Consider the following 13502-nt stretch of genomic DNA (forward strand, 5'->3'; position numbering starts at 1 on the left):
CTTATTATATAAAGTTATTTTTTATAAATAGTAATTAAAAGAATTTAAAGTACATAAGACCTAAAATCACAAAACCTAATATAAGTCTATAGATTGCAAAACCCCTCATAGGTTTTTTCTTTAAATATTCTATAAATTGCCTTACAACAACTATAGCTACTATAAAAGATACTACAAATCCAACTACAAGTGCAATTGTTTCATTTGTTGTTAAGTTAAATCCACTTTTATAAAGTTTCAACCCTGATGCACCTACCATAGTAGGAAGTGCTAGGAAGAATGAAAATTCTGCAGCTCCTACAGTGTTTAATCCTACAATCCATGCACCCATAATTGTAGATGCTGACCTTGACATTCCAGGCCACATAGCTAAACATTGAAACATACCTATAATAAAAGCTTTTTTATAACTTATATCTTCTATTTCTTGTATTCCATTTCTATTTCTAAATTTGCCCTCTATAATTATCATTAATATTGCCCCAACGATTAAAGCAAGTGCTACAGTGAATGGATTCATAAGTTTTTCTTCAATCATATCATCAAATAAAACTCCTAAAATCGCAGCTGGTATAGCCCCTACCAAAATAGTGAACCAAAACTTTAATCCTCTCTGTTTTAAAGTAAAAAATTCCACTACGGTTGTCCAAATTTTATTCCAATATAAAACCACTATAGCTAGTATAGCTCCAAGTTGAATTACAATTTCAAATAAATTAGCGAACTCACCTTTAAAATTTATAAAGTGGCCAGCTATTATCATATGACCTGTAGATGATACAGGTAAAAATTCTGTTATCCCCTCTACGATGGCTATAATAATAGACTTTAATATTAAGATTATATCCATTCTTTTTCCACCTTTTCTAGTTTTTTAATTATGTATAATAATCATACTTTTTTATTATACTATAAACTATTTAACAATAATACATTTGTAAATAAATTTTAATAAATTAATACTAAAAAATGACTTACAAATGCCTGGATTTGTAAGTCATTTTTTAATTTATATTGTACTATATACTTTTAGGACCAGCTTCTATAACTTCTTCTGGTACATCCTTGTATTTATTAAAGTTTTCTATGAACTTTTCTGCAAGTTCATTAGCCTTAATGTCGTACTCTTCTTTATTTTCCCACGTATTTCTAGGATTTAATAATTCTGATGGTACACCTGGAACTTCTGTTGGCACTAAGACATTAAATCTTTCATTTTTAACGTATTCCACATTTTTAAGCTCTCCTTTTAAAGCTGCTCTTACCATTGCTCTAGTATATGGAAGATGCATCCTGTAACCTTTTTCATATCCACCAGCTATCCATCCTGTATTAACAAGATAAACTTCTGTATTGTACTTATTAATTTTTTCTCCTAAAAGTTTAGCATATACATAAGGACTCATTAACATAAATGGCTCTCCAAAACATGCTGAAAAAGTAGCTTTAGGTTCTGTAATTCCTCTTTCTGTCCCTGCAAGTTTACTTGTATATCCTGACATAAAGTGGTACATAGCACTTTCCTTAGTAAGCTTTGAAATTGGAGGTAGTACTCCAAAAGCATCTGCTGTTAAGAAAATTATAGTGTTGGGATGTCCACCTTTTCCGCTTTCCTCTAAATTACAAATATGATGTAGTGGATATGCTCCTCTTGTATTTTCTGTTCTACTTCCATCATCATAATCTGGCTCTCTATTTTCATTTAAAACTACATTTTCTAATATAGCTCCAAATTTTAAAGCATCATAAATTTCTCTCTCTTTTTCTCTGCTTAACTTTATAGTCTTAGCGTAACATCCACCTTCAAAATTAAATACTCCCTGATCACACCATCCATGCTCGTCATCACCAATTAATCTTCTATCTTTATCTGCAGATAATGTTGTCTTCCCTGTTCCTGATAGTCCAAAGAAAATAGCCGTATCCCCTTCTTCTCCAATATTTGCAGAACAGTGCATTGGGAATATATTGTTCTCTGGTAGTAAGAAATTCATTACAGAGAACATAGATTTTTTAATTTCTCCTGAATATTGAGTTCCACCTATTAAAACTATTCTCTTATTAAAGTTAACTAATATAAAAGCTTCTGAATTTATTCCATATTCCTTTGGATCTACTTTTAAACCTGGTGCTGCAATAACTGTAAATTCTGGTTTATGTTCTTTTAATTCATCTTCACTTGGCCTTCTAAATAATGAACTTGCAAAAAGTGATTGAGATGCTAATTCATTAATTACTCTAATGGATAATCTATGCTCTTTCATAGCTCCTACAAATCCATTAAATATATATAAATTTTTATCTTTTAAATAATCACACATTCTATTGTATAATTTATCAAATACTTCTTCTTCTATAGGAAGGTTGCTGCTTCCCCAGTTTATCTTTTCATTAATACTCTCATGTCTAACAATAAATCTATCCTTAGGTGATCTTCCTGTATATTTACCCGTATTTATAACCAATGAACCATTGTTTGCTAGAATACCTTCTCCCCTTTTAACAGCCTCTTCTACTAATTTAGCAGAAGATAGATTTACATATATTTCTTTTGAAGTTTCTATGTTCATTTTTTGTAAATCTTCTTTTATACAATTACCCATTTAATTCACTCCCTATGAATTTACTAAACCTTTTAATTTATGACATTTAATTATGTTTAAAAATTATTTTTTGTTCAATTTCTACTCATATAATACTAATATTGATTTTAATTCCTTAATTAGTATAACACATTTTTTATTTTTAATAAATTAATTTTTCCTTAAAAAGTGTATTTTACAATGCTTCCAAAAGTTAAATGCCTGATTTTATTTTTAATAATATGATAAATAAGTTACATCACCATTATACTTGGCACAATATTGCATATGATCTTTTTCAACATTATTTGCTATTATTTTATGAATTATTGTAAGAATTTCATAAGAAATGTCTTATTATAACCAATAATATATAATAAAAAGTTTTATTTTACTTAATCTTTTTCCTACAAACTTACTTATTATTCTAGTTTTAAAGAGTAAAAATTGATACAATATAATTGTACTACTTAAAGAAAGGTGGTTTTAATTTGGCTAACAAAAGAACTACTAATTTAACTGGTAGGCAACAAAAAAGATTAAAGCATTTCTTTTTTGTTATCCTATTTGTCTTATTACTTGGCATTATAAGTTCCGTAATTTTTATTGCAAGTAATTTAATTGAATCTAAAGGTAGTAAACATACTTCCACCCCTATTACAGCAAAGCAAGATATAAAAAATGAAGATTCATCTAAGAAAAATATAAGCACACCTAAAAAAGAAAATATATCTAATCCAAAACCCGATACCCATACAGAAGTTTTAATTTCTTCTGTTGGAGATTGTACTATAGGTAGCGATTCAAAGTTTTCTGGTGAAACCCTCCCCGTAGTACTTGCAAATAAAGGTATGGATTATTCTTATTTTTTTAAAAATGTAGCAACATATTTTAAGAACGATGATCTTACTGTTGCAAACTTAGAAACAACATTTACTAATGCTACTAATAAAATGCCTAAAGCCTTTAACTTTAAGGCTCCACCTTCTTATTCAAAGGCCTTAACTTTAGGATCTATTGAAGCTGTTAATATTGCTAATAATCATATTTATGATTATAATAAAAAAGGGTTTGATGATACAAAAGAAACTCTTAAAAATGAAGGTGTAAATTTTTTTGGCGAAGGCACCATTTGGAAGACTACTATTAAAAATAAAAAGTTTGCTTTTTTAGGATATAGAGGTTGGGAAGAAAATATAAATTTTGAAAAACTTAAAAATGAAATAGTTAAGTTAAAAAATGAAGGAAATATCGTAATTATAAATTTTCATTGGGGTATGGAAAGACAAAATTATCCTATAGAGTTTCAAAAGAAACTTGCTAAGTTCTCTATAGATAATGGTGCTGATTTAATAATTGGCCATCACCCACACGTACTTCAAGGTATTGAAACATATAAAGGAAAATATATATGCTATAGTTTAGGTAATTTTTGTTTTGGTGGAAATACAAACCCTAAGGACAAAGATACAATTATACTTCAAACTCAGTTTAAATTTAAAAATGATAAACTTATAGAAACAGGTATTAAAGCAATCCCTTGTAGAATATCCTCTGTAAATTATAAAAACGATTACTGCCCTACTCCTTTAAAAGGTGATTCAGGTGCTAGGATATTACAAAGATTAAATAAAATTTCTCCGAGGGCAGGTTTTAACATTTCAGAAGAGTTTCATTTTGAAAAACATTAATGCTTAAGAGGCGGTGACTAAAATTAATATTAAATCTTTTTTCAGTATTATAAGTTCTAAAACAATTATAAAGCTTTGCAAGATTTTTTCTAAAGGAGGTACTAATTTTCCTGGAAAAATCGCCTTAAAAATAGACAAAAACATTCTAAATACAGTAGCTAAAGGCTACAGAGTCATCCTTGTAACAGGAACAAATGGCAAAACTACCACTACTAATATGATATACAATATAATAAAATCTACTGGCAAAAAAGTTATAACTAATTCCTCTGGTGCAAATCTTTATCCTGGAATTGTAACTTCTTTTGTATCAAACTTTTCATTTAAAAATAATAATGATGAAAAATTTGCAGTTATTGAAGTAGATGAAGCTAATGTAAAGTTTATAACTAAACATGTAAATCCAGAAATAATCACTATAACTAATCTATTTAGAGACCAATTAGATAGATATGGAGAAGTGTATACTACTCTTGAGAAGATCCTAGATGGAGTACAAAATGTGCCTAACTCTACCCTTGTATTAAATGGTGATGAATCTCTTTTAGGAAGTTTAGATCTTAAAAATAAAGTTATTTACTATGGATTTGAAAGCTATGACTCAGAATCTAATAAAGTCCATATTAACTCTGATGCAAAGTTTTGTAAGTTCTGCAAAACTTCCTATAAATATAATTTTGTAACTTATAATCACCTAGGGGATTACTATTGCCCTAATTGTGGTTATAAGCACCCTGAATTAAAATATAAAGTTGAAAAAGTTTTAGATAAAACTCCTAATAGTTCAACAGTTGTGATTAATAATGAAGAAATACTAATAAATCAACCTGGTACTTATAATATATATAATGCACTATGTGCGTACGCAATAGGTTCTGAACTTTCTATTGATAAACAAAATATAAATAAGTCTTTAGAAAACCAGGAAAGTAGCTTTGGTCGTCAAGAAGAAATATCTATAGATAATAAAAAAATAAAAATTATTCTAGTTAAAAATCCAGCTGGATACGATGAAGCTCTAAATACATTATTATTGGATAAAAGAAAAATAAATTTAAGTTTTATGTTAAATGATAATTATGCTGATGGTAGAGATGTATCTTGGATATGGGATGTAGACTTTGAAAAACTAAAAAAATTAAACGTAAGTAAAATAATAGTATCTGGTATGAGAAAATATGATATGGCCGTTAGGTTAAAAATTTGTGGATTTAATGAAAAAGATTTTATTATATGTAATGACTTTGAAAATATCGTGGAGTCAATTAAATCCAACACAGAAGATTTTACTTATATTTTAGCTACTTATACTGCAATGACCGACTTTAGAAAATTCTTAAATGCTAAAGGATATGCAAAAGAAATTTGGTAACTTAAAGGAGTAGATTTTATGGAATTAAATATATGCCATCTATATCCAGATTTATTAAATGTATATGGAGATTATGGGAACATATTAGTTCTTAAATATAGAGCAGAAAAAAGAGGTATAAAAGTAAATATACACAACCTATCTATTGGAGAAGATTTTCAAAATGATTTATATGATATTGTTCTCTTTGGTGGTGGGCAAGATTTTGAGCAATCTATAGTATCAAACGATATATTAGAAACTAAGAAAAATAATATTGAAAAATACATAGAAGACGGAAAAGTATTTTTAAGTATCTGTGGTGGATATCAACTTCTAGGAAAATATTATACCACACCAAGTGGAGAAAAACTTCCAGGTCTTTCTATACTAGACATCTATACGGAAGCTGGAGATACTAGATTCATAGGAAATACCATAATATATAATGAAGAGTTTAAGGAAACTTATGTTGGATTTGAGAACCATTCTGGTAGAACCTATATTGGTAATGTAAAGCCTCTTGGAAAAATAATTTCAGGATATGGAAATAATGGAACTGACGGATATGAAGGTTGTATTTACAAAAATACCTTCTGTACTTACTTTCATGGATCTCTATTATCAAAAAACCCTGAGCTTGCTGACAGACTTCTATTATCAGCATTAAAACCTAAATATCCAGAATTAACTTTAGAACCCTTAGATGATTCTTTAGAATTAAATGCAAAAGAACATATAGTTAAAACATATTCAAACAAATAAGACAGCTAAAATAGCTGTCTTATTTGTTTAAAACCTTTAGATTTTTTAATCTTTCTATATCTTCTTTAGGTAAGTTTTTTAGATTTTTAAATGTGTAACCTTCCTTTTTATAATGCTGTATTACATCTCTTAAAACTTCTCTAGTCGTGGTGTTATAGTATCCGTCATGTAAAAGTAATACTACCTCATTCTTACCCTTTGTAGTCTTTAAAATATTTCTTTTAATCTTAGCCTTAGGTACATTTTTTCCTATAGCATCTTCTCCAGTAACATTCCAATCAATATAATATAGATCTTTATTTAAAACACACTTCTTAATTTCCTTTTTTACTGCTTTATTACAAATATTTGTACTAGAACCGCAGGGCATTCTTATTATATTAATTAAGTCCTTGCCTATAATTTGTTCTAGTGAAGCAACACATTTACACATATCTTCCTTATAGTTTTCTTGTGATCTATAAATATATGATGTCTTGTGTGTATAACTGTGAGCTCCAATGGCCATACCATTTTTATTAAGTTCCTTCACTATATGAGGATATTTCTCTGCACTTTCTCCTATTAAAAAGAAAGTTGCTGTTACTTTTTCCTCTTTTAATATATCTAAAACTTTTAAAGTATTATTAGGAGATGGCCCATCATCAAAAGTAAGATATATCACCTTCTCTTTTTTTTCTTCTTCTGCTTTAGCTATATTTGTATTTAAAAAACATACTGAAATAACTAAGATAAAAACTAACATTAAACTCAAAGTTCTTTTGGTTCTCATTATTACGCATCTCCTTAAGTTATTATAAATTTAGGATATGCATTTTAAAGTTGTTTAAACATATATAAATATTCTTTAATAAACAAAAGTTTACATAATTAAATAAATAATTATTATTCTATACATCTAAAAATTAAATATTTAGCTTAATCCTATAGTCATAGTAAATTCTAATTCCTGTCCACTTTTTAAAATAAAAAGTTTATCTTCTTTAGATGCAATCTGTATACTATCATAGTATCCATTAGTTGGTTCTAAGGCACAATTATAATCACCTCTAAATCCACCTTCTGTAACCCAAAAACCTAAATAAGGCAATATGTCCCTATCATAACTTAAGCTATACCTTATATCTTTACTCCTATAATAAATAGAGCAATAGCCTTCTTCTACCTTTTTATTAGCATAATACTTTTCAGTATGACTACTATTAATGTTTAATACTCTGTTTAAACAATAATCTTTTCCATTTAAATCTTTTGTTTCTGGATATGTATGTATTTCATTAACATTTCCTAGCATAGAGCTTTTTTGAACATTTACCACTTCTTTTGTGCCTTCTGGAAAATTTATTTCCATATCTTCTTCACAATTAACTAAATAATGTGCTGTCCAAATACATGGGAAATCATCTTCTCCAATATTTTTTATAAAATAATTTATATCTATAGTTTCTTTATCTATAGAAATTTTTTTAGTATATATATATGGTAATATAGAGCTTTTAAAACTCAATGTAATACTATTCTCAGTAACTAAATCTAAATTAAATTCTGAAGTCCATATTTCACCATGATCTGGATATATAACTTTTTTACCTTCTATTTCTACTTTACATTGATCAATAGTAGGAAATGCATCATCAAATCCTGCAGCATCATATTCTTCAAATTTTGAATAAAGTTCTGGTTTTTTATAATTATCCTCTTTATTTTGAAAAAGAAGTTCAAAGTCTTTTACTTTATGATAAATAGAAGCTATTTTTCCTCCTATTGAAGGAATTATCTTAACTCTTAAAATATCATTTTCAAATTCTAAAGTTTTTACCCCTTTAAATAATACTTCCTTAAACATAACCCCAATCTCCAATACTATATTCTATTTTTCATATCCTTCCAAATGATTTAAATGCCAGTTCCAAGCAGTTTCTATTATAGTTTCTAATGAATCGTACTTAGACTTCCATCCAAGTTCTTTAATTGCCCTCTCTGATGAAGCAATTAAAGTGACTGGGTCTCCTGCACGTCTTTCAGAAATTTCTACCTTAAAATCTCTACCTGCAATTTTCTTTACTGTATCTATTACTTCTTTTACTGAAAATCCCTTTCCATTACCTAAGTTATATATATCACTTTCTTCTCCCCTCATTAACCTTTCTAAGGCTAAGAGGTGTGCACTTGCAAGGTCTGTAACATGAATATAATCTCTAACGCATGTTCCATCTTTAGTATTATAGTCATCTCCAAAAATAAATACTTTCTCTCTCTTACCTAAAACTGCTTGCATTATTATTGGAATTAAATGAGTTTCTGGACTATGATCCTCTCCGATTTTTCCGTTTATATGTGCTCCTGCTGCGTTAAAATATCTTAATGCAGTATACTTTATACCGTATGCATTGTCACACCATTTTAGAATTTTCTCCACAGCTAGTTTAGACTCTCCATATGGATTTGTTGGGAAAGTTTTATCATTCTCTACTATGGGAATATTTTCAGGCTCTCCATAAGTCGCTGCTGTAGATGAGAATATTATGTATTTAACATCATAATCCCTCATAGCCTCTAATAAACATATTGTTCCATATACATTATTATTAAAATATTTTAAGGGTTCTACTACGCTTTCCCCAACTAAGGATTCTGCAGCAAAATCTATAACTGCATCTATATTATTTTCACTAAATACCTTGTCCAAAATTTTTCTATCTCTTATATCACCTTCGTATATTTTCCCACCTAAAATAGCATCCCTATGACCTTTTTGAAAATTATCTAATACTATAACTTCATGATTATTTTCTAATAGTTCTGCTACCATATGACTTCCAATATATCCAGCACCACCACAAACTAAAACTTTCATTTATTTCACTCCTTTTAGAAAACCTTTTCTATAATTATTTCGAACTAATATTTCCTATAATTAGTATATCATTTATTTAAATTTCATTCAATTTTATTCCTTATACTATATTTATACAATAGTTATTCTAAATTTATTTAATTAAAGGATTTACTACGTCTAAATTTTATATTAAGTAGTAAATCCTTTTTTAATATTCTAAAATTCTATTTTAAAACTTATAACTTGTTTACTATTATTTCATCGTTTTTCACATCTATTATAGCTGTACTTCCTTCATAAATTTCACCTTTTATTATTTCCCTTGCAAGTACAGTTTCTATATTGTTTTCTATATATCTCTTTAAAGGTCTTGCCCCATAGATAGGATCATATGCCTCTCTTGCTATAACACTCTTTGCCTTTTCAGTTATTTTAAGCTCTATACTTTTTTCTCTTAATCTATTCTTTGTATCTTCTAAGAATATATCTATTATTTTCTCTATATCCTTAACTCCGAGAGCTTTAAACATTATGACATCATCAAGCCTATTTAAAAATTCTGGTTTAAATTTAAACTTAAGTTCATCTAAAACCTCTTCTCTTACCTCTTGTGAAATTTCTCCACTTTCCATATTTTCTAGTAAATATGAACTTCCCATGTTAGATGTCATAATTATTATAGTATTTTTAAAATCTACTACTCTACCTTTATTATCTGTAAGTCTTCCATCATCTAATATTTGTAAGAAAATATTAAATACATCTTCATGTGCTTTTTCGATTTCATCAAATAAAATAACACTGTATGGATTCCTTATAACTGCTTCTGTTAATTGTCCACCCTCTTCATATCCAACATATCCTGGAGGCGCTCCAATCAATCTAGACACAGCATACTTTTCCATATACTCTGACATATCAATTCTAATAATATTGTCTTCGCTATCAAATAAATTGTTAGCTAGAGTTTTAGCTAGTTGAGTCTTACCTACACCTGTAGGACCTAAGAAAATAAATGAACCTATAGGTCTTCTAGGATCTTTAAGTCCTGAACGTGCTCTTATTACAGCATTAGATACAGCCTTAACTGCTTCACTTTGACCTATTACTCTTTCTTCAAGTTCTTCTTCTAATCTAAGAAGTTTTAATCTTTCACCTTCTACTAATCTAGTTACAGGAATACCAGTCCAATTAGATACTATATCTGATATTTCAACTTCTGTAACTTCTTGCTTAAGTAAGGATGAATTTTCTCCCTTTAATTGATTTTCTTTTTCATTTAGTTGTTTTTCTAAGCTTGGAATTACTCCATATTTTATTTCAGCAACTTTGTTTAGATCATATTCTCTTTCAGCCTTTTCTAAATCTGCTTTATAATTATCTATTTTTTCTTTCAATGATTTAACTTCATCAATTTGAGATTTTTCCCTTTCATACCTTGCTGTATACTCTATATCATTTTCATTAAGGTTACTTAATTCTCTTTCAACTTCTTTTAATCTTTCCTTTGAAACCTCATCTTTTTCTTTTGAAAGTGCTTCTTTTTCTATTTGAAGATTAAATATTTTTCTTCTTATATCATCCATTTCTTCAGGTAAACTATCTATCTCTGTTCTTATCATAGCACAAGCTTCATCAATTAAATCTATAGCTTTATCTGGCAAGAACCTATTATTTATATATCTATTTGAAAGCTTAGCTGCTGCTACAATTGCATTATCATGTATTCTTATCCCATGGTATATCTCAAATTTTTCTTTAAGCCCTCTTAAAATCGTAATACATTCATCCACTGTAGGTTCTCCAACTAGAACCTGTTGGAATCTTCTCTCTAGTGCCTTATCTTTTTCTATATACTTTCTATATTCATCGAAAGTTGTAGCTCCTATACAATGAAGCTCTCCTCTTGCAAGCATTGGCTTTATAAGATTTCCTGCATCCATAGAACCTTCTGTTTTACCTGCACCTACTATAGTATGAATCTCATCTATAAATAATATTATTTTTCCTTCACTAGAACTAACTTCTTTTAATACAGCTTTCAGTCTTTCTTCAAATTCACCCCTGTATTTAGCTCCAGCTATTAAAGCTCCCATATCTAAAGAAAAAACTATCTTATCTTTTAGACCATCAGGAACATCTCCTCTTACAATCCTTTCGGCGATTCCTTCAACTATAGCAGTTTTACCTACTCCTGGTTCTCCAATTAGTACAGGATTATTTTTTGTTCTTCTTGATAAAATCCTAATTACCCTTCTTATTTCATCATCTCTACCTATAACAGGATTTAATTTGTGTTTTTTTGCATCTTGAATTAGATTTCTTCCATACTTAGATAAGGCATCGTATGTTCCTTCTGGGTCTTGAGTATCCACAGTTTGGTTTCCTCTAACTTCTAATAGAACTTTTAAGAAGCCATCTTTAGTTATGCCAAAGGTTCTTAATATATCACCTACAGCTCCCTTATCCTCTAATTCCATCATAGCAAGAATTAGGTGTTCCACACTTATATAGCTATCCTTAAATCTTTTAGATATTTCCTCAGCTTTAATAAATACTTCCTCGAATCTTCTTGTAGGATATACACCTGAAGTTTTAGCTCCTTCTCCTAATACTTTTGGCATTTTTTCTAACTCCATATGAGTTTTTTCCCTTAACTTATTTATACTAACACCCATCTTAGAAAATATATTAGGGATAAGTGATTCATCCTCAGAAATTAAAGCCTCAAATAAATGGATTGATTCTAATTGCTGATGATTATATTTTACTGCAATTCCATGAGCTTCATTAATAGATTTTTGTACCTTTATAGTAAGTTTTTCAATATCCAATATTGCTCTCTCCTTTCTATAATTTAAATCACTTTTCATATATTTTTCCTATTAACTTTTATTATAATACTATATGACAAAAAATATAATTAAATTTTTTAAAACAAAAACACCTTATATAAAATTAATATAAGATGTTTTTGTTAATCTAATTTATCATATGTACTTTTCCATTTTTATTGCAAGATTAAAATATTTTAAAGCTTCCATTGTATTATTAAATTTATAATACATTTTACCCAGTTCTAAATATCTATTATACAATTGTTTCTTTGTACCAAATTTAACTAAAGCATCTAAAGATAAATTCATATACATTTCAGCTGAGTAATCATTATCTTGCATCATACAAATAATGGACTTATTATGATAAGCCTTTTCTATAAATATTAAATTATTTAACTCTATAGCTATATTTAAAATCTCACTATTTATTTCTTCCGCCTTTGTTATAAAGTTACCTTTTATTAAGGTTTCTGTGAGCATGAGCTTATATTCTACTACTCTTTCTTTCGGTTCATCAGGACATACCTTTAAAGCTTTTTCAATATATTCCATACCCTCAGACATAAGTCCTAATTCTATCATTATATCTGCATATTCATTAAATGCTTTTACCTTGTCAAAATGTTTTTCCTTATATAACCTAAGTGATTTCTTTTCATATGCTAAAAATCTATCATCATTCATTCTTAGACATAAGAATGCCATCATATGATAACAATTAGCCTTTAGTAACTGATCATCGATATGTTCCATATAATCACTAATTTTCATAGCAAGCTCATAAGCCTTTTCATAATCCTTTTGCTTTACATAACAATATGCTTCCTTATAAATAGCTTTTACAAGTAAAGTATAATATTCTACATTACAATCCTCTCTACTAGTAATAGATTTTATTACATTATCATAGTAGTTAGCTGCTTGTACATATTCCTTACTCATATAAAGGTAATTAGCCATATCCATATAATATATTTCCTGATTTTCTATACTATATGCTTTTTGATAAATATCATAATATGTACATTGTAATTCTTCTAAAGATTGAATATCATTATTATTTAAGTAATATTGAAATAATAGATGCATAATCTTCATAGAAATTTGAGGATAATTATAATCTTGAGAATATTCTAGATTATATTTTAACTTTTTCTCGTACCCTTCCATATCTAAAGGATATGTTTCGATTAATTCTAGATTCTCTTTTAAATGATCCTCTACATCTTTTTTCAAATAATTATAGTCGATATTTAATTTATTACTTGTAAACTCTAATACCCATAGATCTGGTTTTATTTTGTTGTTTTCTATACAACTCATTTTAGATACGGATATCTTATCTCCACATAATTCTTTTAAAGTTAATCCTTTATATACACGAGATTTTTTTATTTTTTCCCCTGTTGATAATATTTCCATACTCAACCTCAC

General features: G+C 28.1%; 10 protein-coding genes. 3 read left to right on the forward strand and 7 right to left on the reverse strand.

What is annotated here, in order from left to right; translation table 11 throughout:
• Window positions 1-34 precede the first annotated feature (34 nt).
• Both FGL08_RS10170 and pckA read right to left on the reverse strand, forming a co-directional pair.
• Window positions 35-844, reverse strand: coding sequence for an undecaprenyl-diphosphate phosphatase (locus tag FGL08_RS10170; protein ID WP_138211322.1), 810 nt, complete (start codon window positions 842-844; stop codon window positions 35-37).
• Window positions 845-1019: 175 nt separating this feature from the next.
• The gene (gene pckA, locus FGL08_RS10175; RefSeq protein ID WP_243117974.1) at window positions 1020-2603 is read right to left on the reverse strand and encodes a phosphoenolpyruvate carboxykinase (ATP); all 1584 of its coding nucleotides are present in this window, start codon (window positions 2601-2603) and stop codon (window positions 1020-1022) included.
• 470 nt (window positions 2604-3073) lie between these two features.
• Between pckA and FGL08_RS10180 the strand changes: the two genes are divergently transcribed.
• Genes FGL08_RS10180 through FGL08_RS10190 form a run of 3 tightly spaced genes read left to right on the forward strand, consistent with a single transcriptional unit; the run spans window position 3074 to window position 6389 of the window.
• Entirely contained in the window at window positions 3074-4273 is a 1200-nt protein-coding gene (locus tag FGL08_RS10180) for a CapA family protein (RefSeq protein ID WP_171012044.1), read from the forward strand.
• Window positions 4274-4286: 13 nt separating this feature from the next.
• Window positions 4287-5645 (forward strand): Mur ligase family protein, encoded by a 1359-nt coding sequence (locus tag FGL08_RS10185; RefSeq protein ID WP_138210688.1) that lies wholly within the window; start codon window positions 4287-4289, stop codon window positions 5643-5645.
• Window positions 5646-5663: 18 nt separating this feature from the next.
• A complete protein-coding gene (locus FGL08_RS10190; protein WP_138210689.1) occupies window positions 5664-6389 on the forward strand; it encodes a type 1 glutamine amidotransferase in 726 nt (241 codons plus the stop codon).
• A 19-nt stretch (window positions 6390-6408) separates the two neighbouring features.
• On the opposite strand, the gene FGL08_RS10195 is transcribed toward FGL08_RS10190, so the two are convergent.
• The 5 genes from FGL08_RS10195 to FGL08_RS10215 all read right to left on the reverse strand — a co-directional run bounded on the left by FGL08_RS10195 (window position 6409) and on the right by FGL08_RS10215 (window position 13490).
• Window positions 6409-7161, reverse strand: a complete 753-nt coding sequence (locus FGL08_RS10195) for a polysaccharide deacetylase family protein (protein ID WP_138210690.1) — start codon at window positions 7159-7161, stop codon at window positions 6409-6411.
• 141 nt (window positions 7162-7302) lie between these two features.
• Complete coding sequence (locus FGL08_RS10200) at window positions 7303-8235, reverse strand: aldose epimerase family protein (protein ID WP_138210691.1); 933 nt, start codon at window positions 8233-8235, stop codon at window positions 7303-7305.
• A gap of 24 nt (window positions 8236-8259) precedes the next feature.
• On the reverse strand, window positions 8260-9246 hold the full coding sequence (gene galE, locus FGL08_RS10205) for a UDP-glucose 4-epimerase GalE (RefSeq protein WP_138210692.1): 987 nt from the start codon (window positions 9244-9246) through the stop codon (window positions 8260-8262).
• A 218-nt stretch (window positions 9247-9464) separates the two neighbouring features.
• Window positions 9465-12062 carry an ATP-dependent chaperone ClpB gene (gene clpB / locus FGL08_RS10210; RefSeq protein ID WP_138210693.1) on the reverse strand — a complete coding sequence of 866 codons (2598 nt, stop codon included), beginning with the start codon at window positions 12060-12062 and terminating at the stop codon, window positions 9465-9467.
• A gap of 156 nt (window positions 12063-12218) precedes the next feature.
• Window positions 12219-13490, reverse strand: coding sequence for a helix-turn-helix domain-containing protein (locus FGL08_RS10215; protein ID WP_171012046.1), 1272 nt, complete (start codon window positions 13488-13490; stop codon window positions 12219-12221).
• Between the last annotated feature and the right edge of the window lie 12 nt (window positions 13491-13502).

It is taken from the genome of Hathewaya histolytica (assembly GCF_901482605.1).
Lineage (GTDB): Bacteria > Bacillota > Clostridia > Clostridiales > Clostridiaceae > Hathewaya > Hathewaya histolytica.